Raw genomic sequence first — 22,739 nt, 5'->3', positions numbered from 1 at the left:
GCCCGCGGAAAGCGAGTGCCCTACGTTCCAATCAACGTTCAAATTGTACAAGCCATAAAAAAACTGTAGGCAAACTCGATTTTCATCGAGTTTGTTTACAGTCTGAAAGGATCTTCTAATTGAAGATCCTTTTTTTAGGGCCTATAAGACCCATTATGTTAAGACACCCTAATCTAACATTTTAGAAACTTCATTCACATTCCATGAAATAAATAGAATTGGTACATTGAAATTTTTTTCTTGGGTTGGGGAAAATCAGTTTTTCATAGGGTAGGAATTAAAAAAACGTCAGATAAGTAAATGTTTAAGTTAAGGAGGCCAACAATGGCTTAAACCACAAATTTGTATTTAGCTCCTTCAGTTTAAACAAGTATGTCGTTTTCAATGTTTATGGGATTTAACTTCCTTCTACATTAAAAAGCCCTGTCTTCCTTCGTTATTCCTCAATAGCTCTAATTTAACTATGTCCTTTTATAGCAAGGGACCTATGTTTAAGAAAAAATAAAACTTTCAAGTATTATCAGGCAGCAACTTACGCATAATTAGAACTTGAAAAATGCTTCTAAAATTTTAAACCTAAACATTATAACGTTATATTGATTAATCAGAAAAAATGTGATAATCTATTTTTGTTAAGAGAAATAAACAACTACTCATAAAGAGTTGTAAACGTATACAAAACCGCTATTTAATAATCTTTAGGGCGTACCGAAAAGGATGAGAGCAATGACAGGTAGGTTCGTACTACAAAATGTAAAAATGGTAGATGGAAATGCTGCAGATATCATATTGGAAAATAGAAAAATTGTAGAAATTGTTCCACCCGGAACTGGAATCGGCGAAAAAGTAATGGACTATAAACACAAAGTATTTGTTTCCAGCGGCTGGATTGATATGCATGTACATGCCTTTCCCGAATTCGATCCGTATGGAGATGATGTTGACGAAATTGGCTATAAAACAGGTGTAACAACGATTATAGACGCTGGCAGTACAGGAGCAGACCGCTTACCTGACTTGGTTAGTAGTTGTAAAAATTCTAAAACGAATGTATACGCCTTCCTAAATATTTCACGAATCGGATTGAAGCGAATCGATGAGTTATCAGATATATCTTGGCTAAACGAAGAAGAATTAAAAAAGGCCATTGCCAAAAATAGAGATTTTATCATAGGTCTTAAAGCAAGAATTAGTAAAAGTGTGGTTGGTACAAATGGTGTTGAACCATTAAAAATTGCTAGGAAATTTTCTGCAGATACTGATTTACCTCTTATGGTCCATATCGGTTCAGGACCACCTGATATAAACGAGGTCCTTGATTTACTTGAGGAAAAAGACATTATTACACATTACTTAAATGGGAAAGCCAATAATTTATTTGATGACAAAGGAAAGCCTCTACCTGAGTTCAGTCAGGCTATTGAACGGGGTGTTCATTTGGATGTTGGTCACGGAACTGCAAGCTTTTCTTTCCCAACAGCAGAAACTGCGAAAAAGTGTGGTATCCACTTCAATACAATCAGTACGGATATATACCGGAGAAATCGATTGAATGGCCCTGTTTTTAGTATGGCAAATGTTCTTTCTAAATTTTTGTATTTGGGATATCCGCTAAAAGAGGTAATTGATGCGGTTACTATTAATGCAGCAGAGTGGTTAAAGAAACCAGAGCTGGGAAGGATTTCAGAGGGAGATATCGCGAACCTTACATTATTCTCAATTGAGAATGAATCAACCCTTTTAATGGATTCGGAGGGCGAAAAGCGAGTAGCAGAACAAAGAGTTGATGTAAAAGGAGTGGTTATAAATGGAGAATTCATTGAATGCTAAATATGGTTTGAAAAGAGTTATTAATGCAAGCGGAAGAATGAGCATATTAGGTGTTTCTGCCCCTACAGATACCGTAATGGATGCCATGAAAACTGGTGGTCAAAATTACGTTGAAATCTCAGATTTGGCTGATAAGGCAGGACAGCATGTTGCGCAGTTGCTTCAATCTGAAGCAGCGGTTGTCGTAAACTCAGCATCAAGCGGAATTGCCCTTTCAGTAGCCGCTATTGTGACAGAAGGAAACAGAAGGAAAAGCGAAAGACTTCATCAAGAACCTATTCAAAAGAATGAAGTCATAATGCTGAAAGGCCATAACGTTCAGTATGGTGCACCGGTAGAAACCATGATTTACTTGGGCGGAGGAAAATTGGTTGAAGTAGGGTATGCAAATGAAGGGAAGGCAGAGCATATTGCGGATGCCATTAATGAAAATACAGCGGCCATTTTATTCGTAAAATCACATCATGCTGTTCAAAAAAATATGATTTCAGTTGAAGAAGCCTGGGAAGTGGCTAAAGCGAATAACGTACCACTAATCGTTGATGCTGCGGCGGAAGAAGATTTGGAAAAATATGTACAATTTTCGGATTTAGCCATTTATAGCGGGTCTAAAGCGATTGAAGGTCCCACATCAGGTATCGTTGCTGGGAAGAAAAAATATATTGAATGGTTAAAGATTCAATTACACTGTATCGGCCGGAGTATGAAGGTCGGTAAGGAAACAACATTTGGATTGCTTCAGGCATTGGATGAGTATTTTGTCAAACCAGACAATAGTGAAAAAGAAAAAGCTAGCTTACAAGTACTCATTGCACTTGAATCAATTGACGGTGTAAAAGTAGTAATTGTACAGGATGAAGCTGGACGTGCAATCTATAGAGCACGCATTCATATTGATCCTGTAATAACGGATACAACCGCGAAGGAAGTAAACGATAAGCTGAGAAATGGAGATATTGCTATTTATACCCGTGATTACGGAGTTCGCCAGGGCTTTTTCGATATTGATCCACGACCATTGCAAGGTGATGATATAAATGTAATTGAAGCTCAATTAAAAGCCATCTTAGGAGGAAACAAAGAATGACTAATATAAACAAACGTTTTCTAAATAATCGTGTAGCGTTAAATGTTCTCGCTAATAGTGTAGAAAATGCAGTAGAAGTTTTTGAAGCTGCCGAAGGGCATGTATTAGTTGGAGTACTTTCGAAAGATTATCCCACTGTAGAGGCTAGTGTTACAGCGATGAAGGAATACGGGGCTGCTATTGATGAAGCTGTTTCGATTGGATTAGGTGCTGGAGATAATAAGCAGGCAGCCGTCGTTGCTGAAATTGCTAAATACTACCCTGGTAGTCATATTAATCAAGTCTTCCCTGCCGTAGCTGCGACAAGGGCCAATTTAGGAGAGAAAGATAGTTGGATAAATTCCCTGGTTTCCCCAACAGGTAAAGTAGGTTACGTTAATATTTCTACTGGCCCTGTAAGTGCTGAAGCTAGTGATCTTGCGATTGTACCTATCAAAGCTGCGATTGCCTTAGTCCGTGATATGGGAGGAAATGCATTGAAATACTTCCCGATGAAAGGGCTAAAGCATGAAGAAGAGTATCGTGCAGTTGCAAAAGCTTGTGGTGAAGAAGGGTTTGCTTTAGAACCAACTGGTGGTATTGATTTAAATAATTTTGAGACGATATTAGAAATCGCATTAGAAGCAAAAGTGCCTAAAGTTATTCCTCATATCTATTCTTCTATTATTAATAAAGAGACTGGAAAAACAAATGAGGAGGATGTACGGAAATTATTAGCCATAACAAAAAAATTGGTTGAAAGACATGCGTAAACAGATTATAGCTTTCGGTGAAGTAATGATGCGTTTGCAGGTACCAGGATATGAATTACTGACACAGGCTAACACCTTACAATACTCTTTTTCAGGCACAGGTGTTAACGTTGCTTCTGCGATGACAAAGCTTGGGCATGATGGATACCTTGTTACAAGACTACCTGATAACCCTCTAGGAGATGCAGCGATTTCTTCCTTGCAACGCTTAGGAATTAGCCGGAATTTCATTACTAGAGGCGGCAAATACTTGGGAATGTACTTCTTGGAAAATGGCTTTGGACAACGAACGAGCCGTGTCACCTACTCCAATCGTCTGGAAAGCAGCTTTAATACAGCGTCATTGTCTGATTATGATATTGAAGTGATTGCAGAAAATACAGATATCATCCACTTTTGTGGGATTACCCTTGCAATGGGGGATAATGTGCGTGAAAGTATGAAAGTGCTTGCTAAAAAAGTAAAAGAAAAAGGCGGAATTGTTTGTTTCGATTGTAATTACCGCCCCTCCTTATGGGAGGGTGGTTACAATAAAGCAAAATCTCATTATGAAGAAATGCTTATGTTGTCTGATATTGTCATGATGAATGAAAAAGATGCCATATATATTTTAGGGATGGAGGCAACAAGTACCTCAAGAGAAGAAAAGCTTAAAGAGCTAATTCCTAAAGTTGCTAAAACCTTCAATATTCAAACGATAGCTGGAACTCATCGTTCGATAAATAGTGACAATACCCATTCTTTACGCGGGTACATGTATAAAAATCAAACGTTTTTCTTTTCTAAAAACAACTCTTTTTCTGTATATGATAGAATTGGTGCAGGTGATGCTTATACCAGCGGGATCTTACATGGCGAATTGGCAGGCTTTTCACCTGAGAAAACTGTCCGGTTTGCAGCCGCAGCGGGAATGTTGGCATGCACGATTGTCGGGGATACCCCAATGTCAACGGAAAATGAGATACTGTCAGCTATGGCAGGGGAAATGGAAGATATAAAGAGATAAGGGCAGGAGATAAGGAATGAATGTGAATAGAAAAAAAGGACCATTGTATTTACAAATAAAAGAAATATTGAAGGATCGTATTTTACATGGTGTTTATGCTATCAACACAAACATTCCCTCCGAGCCTCAATTAGAAGAAGAATTTAATGTGAGTAAAATTACTATACGCAACGCAATTAAAGAACTTGTTCAAGAAGGCTATGTTGAAAAGAAAAGCGGTAAAGGAACAAAGGTAATCGCGAATGCTTCGATTGTAAGGCTTTCCAAAGGAAAACGCTTCACAGAGTTATTAGTTGAGGAAGGTCACTACATTATAAAAAAAGTGCTAAGCGTAAGGAAGATTGAATTATCTTCAGAGTCAGACCTCTATCCTTTATTTGGAGAAAATTGCATTCAGATTGAGCGAATATACTTATTGGACAATGAACCGTATATTTACTTTACACATTATATTTTATTGGACATAAACGAAGAAGATTTAAAAGAAATTCAGATAAATTCATTGTATGGTTTTTTGGAGGATCAAAACATTAAACTTGAAACATTTAGAGACGAGTTTGCCGTTGCTATTCCTCCTAATCACATTTGTGAAACACTGAAAATGGAAAAAGACAGAGCAGTACTAAAGAGGATCCGGATTTCTAGTGATGGAGACGGTAATGTAATGGAATATAGTGAAGGGTATTACAACACGGCTAAACAGAACTATATTGTGACATATAACGAGCCGATACAATAATTCTGTTTATTGTATTGGTTTGATTGTAAGCGATTTCATAGGGATGGGGAGAATATATGGATCTATATTTATTAGGAATCACGCTGATAGCAATCGTAATTGTTATTTTGGGAGTATCATGGTGGAAATGGCATGCATTCATAAGCTTAACTGTAGCTAGTTTATTTTTAGCAGTTTTTTCAGGGTTGCCTATGGACAAGATTGTAGGTGCTTATGAAACGGGTGTCGGTGCTGTCCTCGGTCATCTTATTGGTATCTTGGCATTGGGTACCATCTTAGGAAAGATGATGTCGGATTCAGGAGCTGGTATGCAGGTAGCAGACTTCTTCATTAAAAAATTCGGTGTGAAGAATCTCCCATGGGCTATGCTTCTCTCTGGGTTCATTATCGGTATTCCGGTATTTTTTGAAGTTGGTTTAGTAATATTGCTACCTTTAGTCATTTCCATTCGTAAATCAACCAAAGTAAACATCTTATTAATAGGTATTCCTGTACTAGCTGGTTTATCAATTGTACATGGTTTGGTACCCCCGCATCCGGGAGCCATGACGGCTATAGGCATTTATAATGCAAACATGGGACACGTACTACTTTACTCATTAATTATCGCATTCCCAACAGCTATAATTGCAGGTCCTTTATTCGCAAAATGGATTCATAAACGGGTTATTCCTGTGGGAGAACCGGAATTAATCCGAGTAGAAACAAAGTCAAGTGGTTTACCTAGCACAGGAATTTCGTTCTTTATCATTCTTTTACCTGTTTTATTAATGATATTAACTGTTGTGGCGCCGTATCTACCACTACCGGGTTCCATTGAAAAATTCTTATTGTTTATCGGCAGCCCTGTCATAGCCTTATTAATTTCTTGTTTTGCAGCCTACTATTTCTTAGGGTACCGACAAGGGATGGACAGATCGTTAATTAAAAAACTAACAGAAGAATGCTTATTGCCATTAGCCTCCATAATCCTTATTATCGGTGCTGGCGGCGGATTCAAACAAATTTTAATTGATAGTGGCGTAGGGACTGCAATTGCTTCCATGTCTGAAGAAATATCATTATCACCAATTGTCCTAGCTTTCTTGGTGGCCGGATTAATTCGGATTGCCACTGGATCTGCAACAGTCGCTTTGACTACTGCAGCCGGAATTGTTTCTCCAGTTGTTGCCAATATGACTGGTGTTAACTTAGAATTACTTGTTATTGCCACAGGAGCTGGATCACTTATGTTTTCCCATGTAAATGACGCAGGTTTCTGGTTAGTAAAAGAATATCTTGGATTAACCGTAAAAGAAACGTTCAAAACATGGACAGTTATGGAAACCATACTTTCTTTTGTAGCATTTGGTCTGGTTTTAATATTAGATTTATTTATTTAAAGTCTATTAAAACTTCCCGCAGTTTTGCAGTTTCTTTATTTGATAGCTTCAAACATCAAGCCTCCGTGATATGTCCTTGTACTTGACATATCACGGAGGCTTTTTGATACTTCGCGAATTCGATCTAGCCATGTTATAAGGTAAGGGTATTAAAAATAACTGAAAATGTTTCTCGACTGGAAGTCTTAGCATTGGAAGAGGAAGTAACCTTTAGTTCAATTATTGATTTAGTGGAAAGGTTCATCCAGAATTAGTTGGTTTTGCCCCACGAAAGTATAAATCCTGACAGAGATTTCTATATTGAAAAATTGACAACTTACCACTCACATATTCTTTCTGAATATAATCTAATAATTCATTTGCATGGTTAGGCTTTTGACGTTTTTCCTGAATATAATGGAGTATTAAAACTTCTATTGTCACACACTCACCTTACATTTCTTGATAAGTATTTTTTCATTAACAATATAACATGGGTAATTAAGGAATTGTCATTTTTTGAATATTTTAACTATCGACATTTTTATACAAATATATAAAAAATATTCCCCATAGAATTTAGGATTAAGAGGATATAGAGTTATTCGAAGTAGGGTAAGCAATCTTTTTTATAAGATGATGATTTCGATTACTTTTTAGAATCGAAGAAGCGAAAGCAAACGGCTTATATTAACGAATTTTTTTCATTTATTGGGCCGTATAAACATCTTCCAACAGTAGCCTGGCAAGCGGTTTAGATGCAATGTCGGTTCATACTCTGAGATTGTACTTTGAAGAGAAGTGCAAAAGTTTGATTTTCTCTTCTAAAGCGTACGATCAACCTAACAATGAAAGCTGCCAAGGTACACTCAAAGTACTAGGGCAGCTTCATGAAATATCAGAAAAGGGATATTGGCGCATTGCACATATTCCTGCTCAAGATAATAATACCCTTGATATATCAGGGTTTAGAAAATCTATGAAAGAGGTCGGAGACTAGGAGCCTCCGACCTCTTTTTATACTTGGATTTTTTGTGCAGACAAGGGTGTTAAATGAAGTTCAGTTGCTTCCTTCTTGATTGAGAATATATAAGCACCTAAACCTAAAATAGCTGCAAAAATCAGCATCGCAATTGATGTACTGAAGTCCCCGCCTGATAAGTCACGAAGCCAACCCATGATATAGCTTGAAAAGCCACCCATAATATTTGTAAATCCTATCAGACCAGCTGCCCGGCCTGCTGTTTCGGGTGTTGAGTATTTTACCATGAGCATATTACTTAGATGGAACACACCGCCTTGGCATCCCATTGCCAGTCCCATACAAATCCCCGCGATAATTGGATTTGGGATGAAAACTGCTACTGTCAAAAAGACAGCAGTCATTGAAAATAAAATCGAGGCCATCAAACTTGGACGTCTCGTCTTGTCGGCCAGAAAACCGCAGGCTAGAACAAATCCTAAAGCAAATAGCCAGGAGAGGGAAGTAATGCTTGACATCCCTTCCTTTTCGAATCCTTTTGCTTCGATAAGATAGGTAGGGAGCCAAATACTGATTCCGAAGAAAAGGAAAGAACATACGAGCATACCAAACCAGACAATCCAGAAACGGTAATCTTGAGTGAAACTCTTATTCATAGAGGAGTTTCCTTCCTTTTCTTCATCATCGGATTGACGGATGAAAGCCAGTTCTTCTTTACTAATTCGCGGGTGCTCTTCTGGTGTATTTCTTGTCATAAATATAAACATCGGGATATTAATAAATAAGTTGAAGGCCGCAAGCATAAAGAAGGCAGCTTGCCAGTGGAGAGAGGAAATAACAAGCACCAATACAATGGCTCCAATCGCCGGTCCTAAATAGTTTCCAGTAAGCCATGATGCCTGAGCACGTCCTAATTCGCATTTGTTAAACCAGCTAGAAATGAATTTACCTGATACAGGAATCATCATCCCTTCGCCAAAACCAAGAATAACGCGGCTTACTAAAAACATTTCATATGAATTAGCGAGGCCTGACACAATCATGGTAAGTGTCCATACGAATAAACCGGCGATGGCTGTTTTTCGGGCACCTAATTTGTCAATGATGAAGCCCCAAAAAAGATTTGAAACTCCATAAGCAATGGTGAATACAAAAGAAAGAAGACCGATCTTTGCATTTTTGTCATCGCCTGTCATACCGAGTGCATTCAAGAATTCTGGATCTGTTTGAATGATGGAAATGCCAACCTTATCAATTTGTCCGAAAAACCAAAAGAAAAAAATTGGAACGGCAATATATAACCATCTTTTTTGCCCATTTAACATAATACCATCTCCTTGTCGATTTTTAAGCATTGCTTAAAACACTTACCATCGAGTATAAGTGAATTACGGTTTACCTAATCAAAATAATTTTAGATATATGTACTCGTTTTGATTTTCTCTTTTATGAGCTGTATCCCGCCTTTCTTCACAATACTGACCGATAGAATGCACTGGTGATGTTTTGCTGAGGAAACAAAGTTTTACTTTCTTAACGATAAAATAAATAGAATTGATTGTCAATTTAATATTTTGATAATTTTATATATTTTGAATAAATAAACTTTTGTGATTTAAACATTTTTATAAAGATGTTTTTTATTTGAAAAAGTAAAAAGTCACGTGATTTGTAAACGGTTTATTTGCATGGGCACAATAAGTCTTTCTAATTTGTACTTGAAAGGATTGCAATTCTTGGACCGTGAGAATATAGGTAAGAAAACATCCATTGATGTAGGGGACGAGCCGCTTTCTTAGTCGACATGCAGAGGGAAACTTTCTGTTAAGGAAGAAAGTTGAAATCTTAACAAGACCATAGCAATTTATAGGAAAATAACTGAGAAAGATTTTAAGGAATTATCAAGATACATAAGAATCAACATCCTGAATGGAAGAAGCTACTTGCCCTGATAATAAGACTGCCAACAAAATAACTAGTATTGTCCATTCTTTTATGTGATACAACCGAGACTAATTAGAAATGTGTACATGACTTTTTCGTGTTAAAAAGGTTACTCGAACTTAAATCGAAAAATTCTGATTTGTTCATATTGAATTTAAAGTGAGAAAAATCTATAATTTATATATGAATAATGTTTTGTATATGAAATATTTATTACTGGAAATGATTAGTTAGATAGTAGAAAATGTTACTAGATAATCACCAAAAAAATATTTTACCTTCAGTCTATTGATTTCCAATTTAAGTAAAGTTTGGCGGTTAAATGTAGCATTCCGATTAAGATGCTCTTCCTTCATTTACGACAATAAAACTGGACCCGCAATTAGTTTTATATACGAAAATATGTTTTAATTAAAAATATACATTTAAATCTATTTATTAGTGAAAGAGAAAAGATTGTGAGGTTAAATGATGCCAATTTGTCAATTAGAAGAATATTCGATTCATTATCGTGAATCTGGAGAAGGAAAAGCGCTCGTTATTCTACATGGGTTGGGAAATAATTCTCAATCATGGGGACATCAGCTCAGTCAGATGAAAGAAGAATTTAGAGTAATTGCTTGGGACGCACCTGGGTATGGTGAAAGTTCCGATCCAAAAGAAGAATTTCAAGAATTTTCCCAGTTCGCAGATGTATTGAAAGAATTCTTGGAGAGTCTGGGGCTTAACTCAGTATACCTGCTTGGGCATTCAATGGGATCGGCAATTGCAATTGATTTTACGAACCGTTTTCCGGAAATGGTAGAGGCACTGATTATATCAGATGCGACACGTGGAGCAGCCGGAGTAAGCCCGGAAGAAAATAAAAGAAAGCTTCAGAGTAGATTACACTCTATTGATACGTTAAAGCCTAGTGAACTTGCGAAAAAAAGGGTGAAAGCGTTAGTGTCGCCAAATGCACCAGTTGAGGTAGTGAAAGAAGCAGAACGAATTATGTCGCAAGTGCGACCGCCTGGCTACCGGTCTGTTTCCTACTCTTTATCAAATTTAAACCAAATGGAGATACTTTCTTCTATATCTATTCCGACACTTGTCATGTGTGGAGAGCTGGATCAGGTCACACCGGTTAGTGAATCAAAAATTTTTCATGAATTGATTCCAAAATCTGAGTTTGCCATCGTTCCGAATACAGGTCATTTATGCTATCAAGAAGATCCCAGAGTGTTCAATAAATATGTCACTGACTTTTTACTGAAACAACTAGTGGGTCAGAAATAAAATATGGTGCTTATAGAAACAATAAAGAAATAAATAAGCTAATAAATAAAACAAGAAAATTTTCTATGAAAACTGCAGAGAACGGTGGACATTTTACTGCATGGTCTTTCTAAGTTTCAGGTGATCTGTGATAAATCTATGTTGAAGTCGGAATTACATTTTTCTACTTTTTCTTAAACGATGAATGGTAACATGAAGATAGATTTCTAGTTTGTATCTATCTTTTTTTATATCAAGGTAGAAAAGAACAATAGATGAAGGTATCTCCTCTGCATAGTTTTTTGCGACGCCGAGAAATGTAATGAATTTACAACGGGAGGAATACTTGAATGGCAAGCGAAGAGAAAGAGAAGTATAGTGCCAATTCATTAGTAAGAGGATTGGAAATCATTAAGCTTTTTAATGAAGAACAGCCGAGTTTATCACTTTCAGAAATAGCGAAACAACTGGGAGTAAGCAGAACGGTACCATATCGTTTATTATTTACACTACAAAATATTGGGTACCTGTCTCAGGATGAACATACAAAACGTTATAATTTAACTCCAAAAGTGCTTGAATTGGGTTTTAGTTATTTAAACAGCTTGAAATTTCAGGAAATTGTCCAACCTTATATGGAGACACTTCGTGATGAAATCGGTGCTTCTTGTCATTTGTCCATCTTGGATGGGCAGGAAGTGGTATATGTAGGAAGTGCCCCAATCAGAGGTGTATCTGCTGTCAATGTGAACATTGGTTTGCGGCTACCAGCACACGCATTAGCTAATGGGAAATTACTGCTGGCTTACCAGCCAAAAGAAATGTTGATGCAAATGTTTCAAATCACTAACCTCACTCCTTATACAGACAAAACTCTTACAGCGCCAGGGGAGTTCCAGAAGCAGTTGGAAACTATCCGGCAAAAAGGATATTCGATGACAAGCGGGGAATTTCACCCGGGAATCCGTTCTGTAGCAGCGCCGATATTTGACCGGACTGGAAAAGTATTGGCTGCTTTGAATGTCGTGGCAACAGAATCTGCTTATCAGGAAGATTTTATTGATAAAATTGCCTTGCCGAAATTACTCGAAGTTTCTCAACAGCTATCCGTTTATATGGGATATAGTGGAGGAGATATGTTTCATCATAAGGACGTCTGAAAACGCTGGATTTCTAATCTGAAAAGTGAATAACCTATTTCAAAAGTGTGGGTACCCAGTCTTGATGGGTATTCACACTTTTTTGTCATTTAAAAAAATATTGTAGAGATCCAGCCTCCTGTTGAATAAGGCGCTTGAACATTTGTTCATCAAAAGGGTTGTTTTGATTATAAGCAAAGTTTTAAATATTCTAAAAACTCATCTTGACAATGAAAGGTTTTCATTTTAGAATTAATTCATAGATAAAACATTGTTTCTCCAGTAAAACAATATGAGATTTAGAAACAACAAATAAGGGAGGATTTTTAAAATGACAAAAGAAACTTTTTCGGTGAAAGAATTTGAAAAAAAATATGTTGCACGGTTGGAAGACCGTACACTCGATTGGAACGTTTTAAAGTTCCAAGAGGAAATTGATCCAGCTTATAGACGTGCGCAAATGAGATATATTGGAAGAGGTGCCACTGCGAATAATGATACAAATGTAATTGCAGGGGAACATTTTACATTAAGTACAATGGTGCTTCCTCCGGGATGTGTCGGACCGTTACATCTCCACGATGATGTAGAAGAAGTATTTTTCATTCTTGAGGGAGAAGTTACAGCGTTGATTCAAGAAGACAGCTACAGCGAAGTTCATGAGATTAAACTGAGTGCGAGAGACTGCATAAGCAGCCCTCCGGGAGTGTATCGGGGAATTAGAAATGATGGGAAAGAAGAGGCGCGCATGCTCGTTATGCTTGGAGCAGTGAAGCCTAATTTGCCAACATATCCAGAAGGTAGCAAGCTTGAAGAATTACGAAAACAACGGTCCAAGGAAAGAGAAGCCATCATTAAAGACTGATCAATTAAAAGAAGAGGGGCACCTACATTATAAAAAATAATGAGGCGCCCCTTTCGATTAGATTGTTAAAGGTGCGCAAGACAATCTATCAAAAAAGCAATCTATTTAATGGGAGGCATAAAAAGATGCTTGGAATTACTCATTTACGGCATATTAGTTTGATTACTCCGAACTTTGAAGAACAGGCAAAGTTTTATGAGAAGGTTTGGGGCTTGGATAGAGTGGATATTCCAGAAGAAGAAAATACAGTATATTTTCGTGGGGCTGGGCCAGAACATCATATTTTAAGCCTTTACAAAGGAGAAAAGCGTGGTTTGCACCACATCTCATTAGGTATGGTCGATAAAAACGCAGTGGATCGTGCAGCTGAAATATTACAATCAAAAGGCGTGCGTATTATTGAACAACCCGGGTATTTGGATGAAGCAGGTGCTGGATATGGACTACGCTTTATTGATCCTGAAAACCGTGTTATTGAGCTTTCAGCATGGGTGGAAGTTCAAACTTCAATTTGGAACAAGAAAAATGTAGATCCTGTGAAATTGAATCATGTTGTCATGAATACAAAAAACTTAGATATGATTGTAGAGTTTTATACAAATGTACTTGGTTTTAAAGTTACTGATTGGAGCGAGCACCAAATGTCTTTCTTAAGGTGCAACCGGAAACACCACTCTATAGCATTCAACCAAGATGAACATGCTTCAGTTAATCATATTGCTTATGAGGTTGATTCTGTCGATGAACTAATGCGTGGTATAAGTAACGTTCGAAAAGCAGGACTGTCAGAACTTTGGGGACCTGGACGTCATGGGCCAGGAGACAATATTTTCTGTTATTTCCAGGACCCAGGCGGTTTTGTTATGGAGTATACATGTTATCTCGAAACGATTGAAGACGAATCTGAGTGGAGAGCACGTGTATGGAAACGAGTACCTCACTTAATGGATCAATGGGGTATTGCAGGACCACCGAAGCCTGAAGCCCGTAAAGCAATGGGAGGAGAACCGGATCCAGGCTGGGTAGATTCTACCGTTGATGTTTCGTTATTGGGGGGGAAATGAGATCAAATATAGAGTGGACAAAGATATAATTCGCGAAATCCTTTACCTCCAATGGTCATCGGGCAAGGCGTTATAGGTTCTTTTTAGCCCTATATCGTGTAAAGAAAACTGCTTTTAAAAGGAGTGACGAGATGGATTTAGGTTTGAAAGGGAAAGTTGCTGTTATTATGGGAGGCACGTCGGGTGTTGGATTAAAAACGGCAGAAATGTTTCTAGGTGAAGGCGCAAAAGTAGCTATCTGCGGAAGAAGCAAAGGTCGTATGGAAAATGCCCAACGTCACTTGCTGTCATTTGGGGACAAAGAAGATATTTTTGCATCAACTTGTGATGTTACCTCAAAATCGGATGTGGATTCATTTATTAATGGCACTGCAGAAAAGTTTGGCGGGATCGATATATTGGTGAATGCAGCTGGACAAAGCGTGATGGGTTACTTTTTTGATATTACAGATGAACAGTGGCATGAACAAATTCAATTAAAGTTTTTTGCTATCATATATGCCGTTCGTGCTGCGCATCCACATCTAGTTAAAAGGGGTGGCGGGCGGATTATCAATATTAATGCAACGCTTGCAAAAGAACCTGAGCGTCATATGGTAGCGACGGCAGCAGCACGGGCGGGTCTTTTAAATTTAAGCAAAACGCTATCTCAGGAACTAGCCTTTGACAATATTTTGGTGAACTCAGTTAGCCTCGGATTGATACGGACTGATCAATGGGAGCGCAGAAGATTGAAAAATGCACCTGATATGGACCCGGAGGAATATTATGGCGATCTTGCGAAAAAACGCAATATTCCACTCGGCCGTGTAGGTGAGGCGGAAGAAGTCGCTAGTGTTATTGTATTTCTTGCTTCAGATAAAGCGAGTTATGTAGCTGGATCGACGATTGAAACTGCAGGAGCAATAGGTAAAGCGCTTTAATAATATTACTTAAAAAAGGTAGGATAACAATATGAAAAAACAAGAAGAAATAGAGTTTACGACCGCCGATTCCATCGTAAAAGAGCTAGTGCAAGCTGACGTAGAAGCTGCTTTCGGGATTGTCAGTATTCATAATATGCCTATCTATGATGCGATTCTTAGAGAAGGAAGCATTAAACTCATCTGTTCACGTGGAGAGAGCGGTGCAGTCAATATGGCCGATGGTTATGCACGTGCGACTGGAAAACTAGGTGTAGTAATTACTAGTACAGGTACAGGAGCAGGAAATGCGGCAGGTTCATTAGTAGAAGCTTGGGCCGCTGGTGTTCCCCTTCTTCATCTTACCGGCGAAGTCGCTTCAACATATCTTGGAACAGGTAGAGGATACATACATGAGTGTAAAGACCAGCTCTCGATGATGAGCGGTGCTTGTAAAAATGCTGTAAGGCTTAGAAATCCGGCACAAACGGCTGCAGTAGTAAGAAAGGCCATTCAAGAAGCGTTAACTGCGCCAACAGGACCAGTTACATTGGAAATTCCAATTGACTATCAATCGGCAATTATCGAGGATATTTCTCTCGATGGAATCCAAGTTGCAGCATCTGAAAAACAATCAACGGCATTTATTCCTGAACAAGCCGTGGATAAAATGGTTGAAGCGCGCCGTCCAGTGATTTGGGCTGGAGGTGGTGTCATAAGTGCAAATGCTTCGCAAGAGCTGCAAAAATTGGCGGAAATTCTTGGTGCGGCAGTTTTAACAAGCCAATCAGGAAAAGGTTCGATTCCCGAAAACCACGAACAATGCATAGGACATTTCGCGGCTTATGAGTCCACAAAAGAGTTTTTGCAAAATGCGGATTTGTTAATCAGCGTAGGTGTTCGTTTTAGAGGGAATGAAACGTCTAACTGGAAAGTACCAGTACCCAAAGAGCATATTGCGATCGATGCGGATTTTCAGGCAATTAACCGTAACTATAAGTCGACTATAGGTTTGGTTGGCGATGCGAAAGATATGTTAGTAGCCCTCATCCAAAAGCTTGAAGAAAAATCAGTTTATGCAGATCCTTCTTATGTAAGTGAAGTCCGTTCACTTAGAAATGAAGTGCGCGTTCAACTGCGTGAAACGCTTGGACCGTATGAGCAATTTGTAGATGGCATGAGAGAAATATTGCCGAACGATACCATTATTGTTCGTGATGTTACTGTTCAGGCAAACGTTTGGGGCAGCCGTTTATTTGAAATTTATGAACCGAGAACTTCTATTCATGCATCTGGTGGCGGAATTGGTCAAGGCCTTCCAACGGCTATTGGCGCACAAATGGGCTGTCAAGATAAAACAGTTGTGCTGATGGCTGGAGATGGCGGTTTTATGGTTAATGTCGGGGAAATGGTTACTGCAGCTGAAGAAAATTTACCTGTTATCATTGTATTATTTGATGACTCAGGCTACGGTGTTCTCCGCAATATTCAAGAAGCTGCCTATGGGCGCCAAGTAGCAGTTGATTTATTGAGTCCAGATTTTGTGAAACTTGCTGAGTCCATGCACTTCGATGCTGTACGGATTGGTTCTGGAGATGAATTTGTAAGCGAACTGAAAAAAGCAAAAGAAAGACGTAAGCCTTCAATGATCGTTGTTGATATGGAAGCTGTGGGACCAATGGCAAAGCCGTTTGGTGGACCTCCAGGAGCAGCCGAAGCATTTAAACCAAAAAAACTTTAATGGAGGATTGAGAATGATTTCGACATATCCGGTTGTTTCAGGTAAATACCTTGTTAATGGAGAATGGAAAGAAATAACAGAAACAGTTGATGTAATCAATCCCGCAAACACGTCAGAAGTAGTCGGCCAAGTGGCAATTTGTTCTGAGGAAATCGTAAATGAAACGATAGAAGTGGCAGTGAAGGCTTATGAAACCTGGTCTCGCTCTGATGTAAAGGACCGGGCTACCCGGATGAATACAGCGGCAGAGGAACTGGCTAAAATAATTGAGGAAAATGTCACAGTTTTTGTTCGAGAAAATGGAAAAACACTTGTTGAAGCTAAAAAGGATTTACTACGTTGTGTTGAGGTCATGAAGGGCTGTGCAACAGAGGTACTTAATTGGTGGCAACCAGAAGTGCTCCCAGGAAATCAAAATGTACAAGTCAGAAGAAGAGCGAGAGGTGTCACGGCAATTATCACACCGTGGAACTCTCCGATGATATTGACATTTAAACGAGTCATACCAGCGATTTTAGCAGGCAATACAGTTGTTGTGAAACCTGCTACAAATTGCCCGTTAACGATAATGACTTGTTTAAAAGTGGTAGCTGAACATTTTCCCCCAGGAGTCATTAATATTGTGTCTGGTTCAGGAAAAGCAATCGGAGACACGCTTTGCTCTGATTCTCGTGTGCGTACCGTTGCTTTTGTCGGCAGTACAGAAACTGGAAAAGAAATCATGAAGAAATCGGCAGGAAATCTACAAAAAGTTTATATGGAACTTGGCGGTAATGATCCTGCTATTATTTTGGAAGATGCCAACATGGATGAAGCAGCAATCAAACGTTTGAGAATGGGTATTTTACGAGCTGCAGGCCAAGTATGCTCTGCTGTTAAACGAGTGTATGTCCATGAATCACGCTTTGACGAAGTTGTGAAAAAATTAACCAAAGAGTTTGGCCGAATCGTGGTTGGTGATGGCATTCAGCCGGATGTAACAATGGGACCATTGAATAATAAAGCACAGTTTGACTATGTGAATGAGTTGATCGAACGTACGGCTAAGTCTGGTGGAAAAGTAGTCACTACTGGAATTCAACTTAATCCAGAAACATGGGATCAAGGTTATTATATGCTTCCTTCTATTATTACAGGAGTCGATCAGCAAAGCGAAGTGGTCCGGGTCGAGCAATTTGGACCAGTCATCCCTATTTTGCCTTTCTCAGATGTTGATGAAGCGGTAAGGTTAGCGAATGATAGCGAATTTGGTTTGCGTGCGTCTGTTTGGACTGTGAATGAAGAATTAGCTATTGAGATGGCAGATCGTCTCGAAGCAGGAGCGGTTTTCCATAATAACCATACCGTTTTCAGCGAATTGGCTCTCGATTTCCCTGGTTTAAAAGAAAGTGGTGTTTCCCGCGAAACGAGACATTGTGGACTTGAATTCTTTGCAGACTCATATGGGTTTGCTGATTGAGGAAGGATGAAATTACATGAAACTAGGGCTAATTGGATGCGGTAATATCGGGAAATTTCTGCTTCAGGCAATAAATAAAGACGGACTTCTTCCAGGAGGGAAAATCGTTTCGATTTATGCACGCCGTGAAGAAATAGCAGCTCAACTAGTTGAAGAATTTGAGACACAGTCTTATAGTGATGTTGACTCTCTTCTTAATTCAGATGTGGATTTAGTCATAGAAGCAGCAACAATTGAAGCTGCTGAAGAGTACGCATTGAAAGTGCTTAAAAGCGGAAAAAATCTTTTATTAAGCAGCATAGGTGTAATGGCCGATGCTGATTATGAAGACAATATTATACGCCTCTGCCGAAAAAATAACGTTAATATTTTCCTGCCGTCCGGTGCAATCGGAGGTCTCGATGTACTTAAATCGGCAAAAGCAGTTAATGGACTTGAATCCGTGTGTATTACCACGAGAAAACCGCCTAGCGCGTTGCCTGCAGGTTCTTCTTTAGAAGAAGAAACGGTATTATTCGAAGGTTCTGCTGCGGAAGCAATTAAGCAGTTTCCGAGAAATATTAATGTTGCTATTGTATTGTCTTTGGCTGGTCTCGGTTCTGAAAAGACGAAAGTGAAAATCATTGCCGATCCATATGTATTGAAAAATATTCACCTTATTGAAGCGTCAGGTTCATTCGGAAAACTTAAACTTGAAGTAGAAAATGATCCGATGCCAAACAATCCGAAAACGAGTTACTTAGCTGCGTTAAGTGTATTGGCTACACTGCAAAACAAAGAAAAGAGTGTTCAAATTGGGTAATAATTGATTTAAGTCATGTCATGTTCATAGAGGGGAGACTACAAGTATGCTTAAAACTGATAAATCCTTAGAAGAAATGTCCAAAGAGCAAGTTGTTAACTATATGAACGAAACGGTCAAACCAGAGGAAGGAGTAATTCCTGCTTACCTCCTTGGCAATCAAGCGGTTTACGATATAGAACATGAAAAAGTATTTTTGAAAACATGGGTCTTTGTCGGTCATGAATCTGAAGTCCCAAACAATGGGGACTACATGACACGTGACCTCGCCGGATATTCGCTCATTATTACACGTGATAATGAAGGGGAAATTCGTGCTTTTTATAATATGTGTACCCATCGTGGGATGAAACTTTGTCGGGCTGACAAAGGTAACAAGACTTTATTTACGTGTCCATATCATGGATTTAACTTTAAAAACACAGGAGAGCTTGTGGGTGTGCCACTTCAAAAAGATATTTATGGCGGTACGCTTGACCGTTCACAAATGGGGCTTCACCAAGTGAAGCTTGAATCTTATAAAGGTCTTTTATTTGGAACATGGAATGAAGATGTAGAGCCGCTTGAAGAGTTTCTAGGTGATATTAAATGGTATTTAGATATCCTTGTAGGACGGGCAGAAATGGAAGTAATCGGGGTTCCTCAACGATTTGTTGTTAGTTCTAACTGGAAAGTAGGTTCTGATAACTTTGTTGGTGATTCCTATCATACGATGGTCACACATGGTTCAATTGCAAAACTAGGCATGGTACCCAATGCAACGTATTCAAAGCGTGGTTTTCAAATTCATACGGAAAACGGACATGGACTAAACTTAGGAACACCTAACACTGACTTTGCTTTCCCGGAAGAATTGAAAAATGAATTTAAAAGTAATTTGTCAGAAGAACAATATGAGGTGTTATCAAACTTAAAAAATATGATTGGAAACGTTTTCCCGAACTTATCATTTTTAATTTCTCATACAAAAATTAAAGACCAGTTTATCTCTAACACTTCAATTAGAATGTGGCGGCCAATAAGTCACAATAAAATGGAAGTAATCGCTTGGATGCTCGTTGAAAAAAATGCCTCTCAAGATTGGAAAAATCGTTCAAGAGATTCGTTTATCTTGACTTTTAGCCCATCTGGCATTTTTGAGCAAGATGATACGGAAGTATTTACGGACATTACTGAAGCCGCCCAGGGTCCGATGCCTTTTCTAAAGAATTTAACTTATAATTATACAATGGGTCTTCATCGCGAACCTGTTGATTTTATCGGACCAGGTGTTGCTTACGATGATAAATTCACAGAAGCAAGCCAACGGAATTTTTATAAATACTGGTTGGAATTAATGACGAAATGATAAGCGGGAGGGGGAAGAAAAATGAACGTGGAAAAAATGCTTATTAAATGTGAATTTGAACAGTGGTTGTATGATGAAGCACAATTACTGGATGATATCGAATTTGATGAATGGTTCGACCTTATGCATTCGAGTTTGTGTTATCAAATGCCCGTACGTGTCAATAAGGAAGGAGTTGAACGTCCCGATTATTCAACAAATATGTTTACATTTAATGATGATATTGAATTACTTAAGCTCCGCGTAGATCGTTTGAAAACGGATTATGCATGGGCGGAAATTCCTCCTTCAAGAACGCGGCGTTTTGTCAGCAACGTGCGTGTTAAAGACTTTGTTGAAGGTCAAAAGGCAGTCGTTAAGAGCTATCTACTTATCTATCGAAGCCGTAGCACGGATATTCAACACGATTTGATTTCGGGGGAACGAAATGATGAATTCATATTCGAAGATGGTAAATGGAAACTTTCCAAACGGATATTCATTGTTGATCAAACAACAATAAATACAAGGAATCTTGCTATCTTCGTATAACAGTAAGTATCGTAAAAAAGATAACAAGGAGGTTGGTTACAATGGCAATGGCCTTAAAAGATAAAGTAGTGTTGATTACTGGTGGCAATTCGGGTATAGGAGAAGCTGTCACTCGACGTTTTATACAAGAAGGGGCAAAAGTCAGCATTATCGGTCGTTCTATAGAAACGCTAAAGAAAATGAAAGAGGAATTTGGTGAAGAAATTCTCATTAACCAAGGAGATGTAAGCAAATACGAAGACAATGAGAAGGCTGTACAGGCCACTGTTAAGCAATTTGGAAAGTTAGATGTTTTCATCGCTAATGCAGGAGTCTTCGATGGATTTGCTAAATTTGCCGAAGTAACACCCGATGCACTTTCCGAAGCATATGATTTCCTGCTCAATATTAACGTTAAAGGCTCTTTCTTTGGTGCGAAAGCAGCACTTGAAGAACTGCAGAAATCTAATGGCAATATTATTTTTACTGTATCTGGTGCAAGTTTCTATCCTGATGGCGGCGGCGTTTGGTACACAGCAAGTAAGCACGCTCAAATCGGATTAATGCGCCAACTTGCTTTCGAACTCGCTCCAAATATTCGGGTAAATGCTGTAGCGCCTGGTGGTACACTGACAGCATTATCGGTCATTCCACCTCTGCGCCCATTTGTTAAAGTCGTGGATAATGATACGAAAGCAAGCAGCATTAAAAAAAGAAACCCACTTCAACTTGCCCAGTTGCCAGAAGATCACGTTGCTGCGTATGTGCTGTTAGCTTCTGACGAAGCGCGCGCGATTACCGGTGAAGTTATTTCTAGTGATGGTGGATTGTCAGTGCGGGGACTTGGCTGAATGAATAATTTAAATAAATAGACGTTAGAAAGGTTAATAAACATGACTGAATCACTATTAGGCAATAGAAATATTAATCAGCTTGCATTTGTTGTAAAAGATATTGAATCTGCTAATGTAGCTTTTGCAAAATTGTTAGGCATTAAGAAGGTTGAACCATTTCTAACTGGTGACAGTACTGTTTCGAAAGTGATTTTTAAAGGTGAACCAACAGATTCAAAATCTAAACTTGCTTTTCTAAATACACCAACCGTCCAATTCGAACTCATAGAACCGGATAAAAATCCAGGAACAATGCGTGAGTTTTTGGATACAGTAGGTGAAGGAATTCATCATATTGCTTTTGATGTTGACTCTATCCAAAAGAGGCTTCCTGTGATGGAGAAAAGTGGATACCCAGTATTGCAAACAGGTGAATTTACCTCGAGTGACGGCCGGTATGTATATGTAGATACACTAGATGATCATAAAACGTTAGTTGAACTGCTTGAGAGTGCAGAACCGAGGCAAACAGAGTGGGAAAAACCGGAAGATGACAGCGTTCAGCCGCTTTTAGGGACTAACAAAGTAGAACAGCTTGCAATTGTCGTTAAAGACCTTGATACGACTGCAGATGCCTTCTGTAGATTGCTAGATATGGAAAAACCGTCGATCATTCACTCTGGTTCCCCTGAGGCAACAAATGTGATTTACAAAGGAAAGCCTACTGAAGGAAAATCAAGATATATGTTTTTCAATACGCCATTAATTCAAATTGAATTGATTGAGCCGGGCGATTCTCCGAGCACTTGGAAGCATCATCTTGAAACGTATGGCGAAGGAGTTCACCATATCTCGTTTGTCGTTAAAGACCTGGATGAGAAAATGAAGATGTTGGAAAAAATGGGCTATCCGGTCATTCAGACAGGTAACTTTTTTAACGGAAAAGGACGATATGCATATATGGACACGACATCGACATATAAAGTGATTATTGAATTGCTAGAACGTTTTGATATGTAAACGTATGTCATTCAATTACCAACTAAAATATGTGTTCATATTAAAGTGTCTGAACACTTAGGACTTACATAATGAGTAATTATCAATACTCAGTGAAG

At 38.6% G+C, this 22,739-nt stretch carries 21 protein-coding genes; 19 read left to right on the top strand and 2 right to left on the bottom strand.

The annotated features are described in order from the left end of the window. Positions 1–726: 726 nt before the first annotated feature. The 6 genes from ACQKMR_RS24030 to ACQKMR_RS24005 are packed head-to-tail and all read left to right on the top strand — an operon-like array spanning position 727 to position 6,796. Positions 727–1,830: an amidohydrolase/deacetylase family metallohydrolase gene (locus ACQKMR_RS24030; RefSeq protein ID WP_427699539.1), complete on the top strand. Its 1,104-nt coding sequence runs from the start codon at positions 727–729 to the stop codon at positions 1,828–1,830. Further along, the gene (locus tag ACQKMR_RS24025; protein WP_427699538.1) at positions 1,808–2,917 is read left to right on the top strand and encodes a DgaE family pyridoxal phosphate-dependent ammonia lyase; all 1,110 of its coding nucleotides are present in this window, start codon (positions 1,808–1,810) and stop codon (positions 2,915–2,917) included. Before ACQKMR_RS24030 ends, ACQKMR_RS24025 begins: the two co-directional genes overlap by 23 nt. After that, entirely contained in the window at positions 2,914–3,669 is a 756-nt protein-coding gene (gene dagF, locus ACQKMR_RS24020; protein ID WP_427699537.1) for a 2-dehydro-3-deoxy-phosphogluconate aldolase, read from the top strand. The genes ACQKMR_RS24025 and dagF overlap by 4 nt, the downstream gene beginning before the upstream one ends. Next, on the top strand, positions 3,662–4,675 hold the full coding sequence (locus ACQKMR_RS24015; RefSeq protein WP_427699536.1) for a sugar kinase: 1,014 nt from the start codon (positions 3,662–3,664) through the stop codon (positions 4,673–4,675). The genes dagF and ACQKMR_RS24015 overlap by 8 nt, the downstream gene beginning before the upstream one ends. A gap of 16 nt (positions 4,676–4,691) precedes the next feature. Then, the gene (locus tag ACQKMR_RS24010) at positions 4,692–5,414 is read left to right on the top strand and encodes a GntR family transcriptional regulator (RefSeq protein ID WP_056519226.1); all 723 of its coding nucleotides are present in this window, start codon (positions 4,692–4,694) and stop codon (positions 5,412–5,414) included. A gap of 56 nt (positions 5,415–5,470) precedes the next feature. Then, a complete protein-coding gene (locus ACQKMR_RS24005) occupies positions 5,471–6,796 on the top strand; it encodes a gluconate:H+ symporter (RefSeq protein ID WP_427699535.1) in 1,326 nt (441 codons plus the stop codon). 240 nt (positions 6,797–7,036) lie between these two features. On the opposite strand, the gene yppF is transcribed toward ACQKMR_RS24005, so the two are convergent. Beyond that, positions 7,037–7,219 carry a YppF family protein gene (gene yppF / locus ACQKMR_RS24000; protein WP_427699534.1) on the bottom strand — a complete coding sequence of 61 codons (183 nt, stop codon included), beginning with the start codon at positions 7,217–7,219 and terminating at the stop codon, positions 7,037–7,039. A 319-nt stretch (positions 7,220–7,538) separates the two neighbouring features. Between yppF and ACQKMR_RS23995 the strand changes: the two genes are divergently transcribed. Continuing rightward, positions 7,539–7,775 (top strand): hypothetical protein, encoded by a 237-nt coding sequence (locus tag ACQKMR_RS23995; RefSeq protein ID WP_427699533.1) that lies wholly within the window; start codon positions 7,539–7,541, stop codon positions 7,773–7,775. A 17-nt stretch (positions 7,776–7,792) separates the two neighbouring features. Here ACQKMR_RS23995 and ACQKMR_RS23990 read toward each other — a convergent pair whose 3' ends face one another. Beyond that, positions 7,793–9,082: an MFS transporter gene (locus tag ACQKMR_RS23990; protein ID WP_427699532.1), complete on the bottom strand. Its 1,290-nt coding sequence runs from the start codon at positions 9,080–9,082 to the stop codon at positions 7,793–7,795. Positions 9,083–10,172: 1,090 nt separating this feature from the next. Between ACQKMR_RS23990 and ACQKMR_RS23985 the strand changes: the two genes are divergently transcribed. The 12 genes from ACQKMR_RS23985 to ACQKMR_RS23930 all read left to right on the top strand — a co-directional run bounded on the left by ACQKMR_RS23985 (position 10,173) and on the right by ACQKMR_RS23930 (position 22,641). After that, positions 10,173–10,979, top strand: coding sequence for an alpha/beta fold hydrolase (locus ACQKMR_RS23985; RefSeq protein WP_427699531.1), 807 nt, complete (start codon positions 10,173–10,175; stop codon positions 10,977–10,979). Between the two features lie 329 nt (positions 10,980–11,308). After that, the gene (locus tag ACQKMR_RS23980; protein WP_427699530.1) at positions 11,309–12,118 is read left to right on the top strand and encodes an IclR family transcriptional regulator; all 810 of its coding nucleotides are present in this window, start codon (positions 11,309–11,311) and stop codon (positions 12,116–12,118) included. A 310-nt stretch (positions 12,119–12,428) separates the two neighbouring features. Further along, complete coding sequence (locus tag ACQKMR_RS23975) at positions 12,429–12,962, top strand: cupin domain-containing protein (RefSeq protein WP_340452631.1); 534 nt, start codon at positions 12,429–12,431, stop codon at positions 12,960–12,962. A 125-nt stretch (positions 12,963–13,087) separates the two neighbouring features. Next, positions 13,088–14,026, top strand: a complete 939-nt coding sequence (locus tag ACQKMR_RS23970) for a VOC family protein (RefSeq protein WP_427699529.1) — start codon at positions 13,088–13,090, stop codon at positions 14,024–14,026. A 131-nt stretch (positions 14,027–14,157) separates the two neighbouring features. Further along, complete coding sequence (locus ACQKMR_RS23965) at positions 14,158–14,949, top strand: SDR family oxidoreductase (RefSeq protein ID WP_427699528.1); 792 nt, start codon at positions 14,158–14,160, stop codon at positions 14,947–14,949. A gap of 31 nt (positions 14,950–14,980) precedes the next feature. Next, positions 14,981–16,669, top strand: coding sequence for a thiamine pyrophosphate-binding protein (locus tag ACQKMR_RS23960; RefSeq protein WP_427699527.1), 1,689 nt, complete (start codon positions 14,981–14,983; stop codon positions 16,667–16,669). A gap of 13 nt (positions 16,670–16,682) precedes the next feature. Further along, positions 16,683–18,128, top strand: coding sequence for an aldehyde dehydrogenase family protein (locus ACQKMR_RS23955; protein ID WP_427699526.1), 1,446 nt, complete (start codon positions 16,683–16,685; stop codon positions 18,126–18,128). Between the two features lie 16 nt (positions 18,129–18,144). Continuing rightward, the gene (gene nadX, locus ACQKMR_RS23950; protein WP_427699525.1) at positions 18,145–18,930 is read left to right on the top strand and encodes an aspartate dehydrogenase; all 786 of its coding nucleotides are present in this window, start codon (positions 18,145–18,147) and stop codon (positions 18,928–18,930) included. Between the two features lie 46 nt (positions 18,931–18,976). Next, on the top strand, positions 18,977–20,278 hold the full coding sequence (locus ACQKMR_RS23945) for an aromatic ring-hydroxylating oxygenase subunit alpha (RefSeq protein ID WP_427699524.1): 1,302 nt from the start codon (positions 18,977–18,979) through the stop codon (positions 20,276–20,278). 21 nt (positions 20,279–20,299) lie between these two features. Then, entirely contained in the window at positions 20,300–20,809 is a 510-nt protein-coding gene (locus ACQKMR_RS23940) for an aromatic-ring-hydroxylating dioxygenase subunit beta (RefSeq protein WP_427699523.1), read from the top strand. A 41-nt stretch (positions 20,810–20,850) separates the two neighbouring features. Next, a complete protein-coding gene (locus ACQKMR_RS23935) occupies positions 20,851–21,639 on the top strand; it encodes an SDR family NAD(P)-dependent oxidoreductase (RefSeq protein ID WP_427699522.1) in 789 nt (262 codons plus the stop codon). Positions 21,640–21,681: 42 nt separating this feature from the next. Next, on the top strand, positions 21,682–22,641 hold the full coding sequence (locus tag ACQKMR_RS23930; protein ID WP_427699521.1) for a VOC family protein: 960 nt from the start codon (positions 21,682–21,684) through the stop codon (positions 22,639–22,641). Positions 22,642–22,739: the final 98 nt, after the last annotated feature.

It is taken from the genome of Peribacillus sp. NPDC096540, assembly GCF_050278525.1.
Taxonomy (GTDB): Bacteria; Bacillota; Bacilli; order Bacillales; family DSM-1321; genus Peribacillus.
Note: the sequence above shows the minus strand (reverse complement) of the source record. Positions and strands in the feature narration are given on the sequence as shown.

Coding starts and splice junctions, on each gene's coding strand:
- ACQKMR_RS24030 (WP_427699539.1), top strand. CDS start 727: ATGACAGGTAGGTTCGTACTACAAAATGTAAAAATGGTAGATGGAAAT.
- ACQKMR_RS24025 (WP_427699538.1), top strand. CDS start 1,808: ATGGAGAATTCATTGAATGCTAAATATGGTTTGAAAAGAGTTATTAAT.
- dagF (WP_427699537.1), top strand. CDS start 2,914: ATGACTAATATAAACAAACGTTTTCTAAATAATCGTGTAGCGTTAAAT.
- ACQKMR_RS24015 (WP_427699536.1), top strand. CDS start 3,662: ATGCGTAAACAGATTATAGCTTTCGGTGAAGTAATGATGCGTTTGCAG.
- ACQKMR_RS24010 (WP_056519226.1), top strand. CDS start 4,692: ATGAATGTGAATAGAAAAAAAGGACCATTGTATTTACAAATAAAAGAA.
- ACQKMR_RS24005 (WP_427699535.1), top strand. CDS start 5,471: ATGGATCTATATTTATTAGGAATCACGCTGATAGCAATCGTAATTGTT.
- ACQKMR_RS23995 (WP_427699533.1), top strand. CDS start 7,539: ATGTCGGTTCATACTCTGAGATTGTACTTTGAAGAGAAGTGCAAAAGT.
- ACQKMR_RS23990 (WP_427699532.1), bottom strand. CDS start 9,082: ATGTTAAATGGGCAAAAAAGATGGTTATATATTGCCGTTCCAATTTTT.
- ACQKMR_RS23985 (WP_427699531.1), top strand. CDS start 10,173: ATGCCAATTTGTCAATTAGAAGAATATTCGATTCATTATCGTGAATCT.
- ACQKMR_RS23980 (WP_427699530.1), top strand. CDS start 11,309: ATGGCAAGCGAAGAGAAAGAGAAGTATAGTGCCAATTCATTAGTAAGA.
- ACQKMR_RS23975 (WP_340452631.1), top strand. CDS start 12,429: ATGACAAAAGAAACTTTTTCGGTGAAAGAATTTGAAAAAAAATATGTT.
- ACQKMR_RS23970 (WP_427699529.1), top strand. CDS start 13,088: ATGCTTGGAATTACTCATTTACGGCATATTAGTTTGATTACTCCGAAC.
- ACQKMR_RS23965 (WP_427699528.1), top strand. CDS start 14,158: ATGGATTTAGGTTTGAAAGGGAAAGTTGCTGTTATTATGGGAGGCACG.
- ACQKMR_RS23960 (WP_427699527.1), top strand. CDS start 14,981: ATGAAAAAACAAGAAGAAATAGAGTTTACGACCGCCGATTCCATCGTA.
- ACQKMR_RS23955 (WP_427699526.1), top strand. CDS start 16,683: ATGATTTCGACATATCCGGTTGTTTCAGGTAAATACCTTGTTAATGGA.
- nadX (WP_427699525.1), top strand. CDS start 18,145: ATGAAACTAGGGCTAATTGGATGCGGTAATATCGGGAAATTTCTGCTT.
- ACQKMR_RS23945 (WP_427699524.1), top strand. CDS start 18,977: ATGCTTAAAACTGATAAATCCTTAGAAGAAATGTCCAAAGAGCAAGTT.
- ACQKMR_RS23940 (WP_427699523.1), top strand. CDS start 20,300: ATGAACGTGGAAAAAATGCTTATTAAATGTGAATTTGAACAGTGGTTG.
- ACQKMR_RS23935 (WP_427699522.1), top strand. CDS start 20,851: ATGGCAATGGCCTTAAAAGATAAAGTAGTGTTGATTACTGGTGGCAAT.
- ACQKMR_RS23930 (WP_427699521.1), top strand. CDS start 21,682: ATGACTGAATCACTATTAGGCAATAGAAATATTAATCAGCTTGCATTT.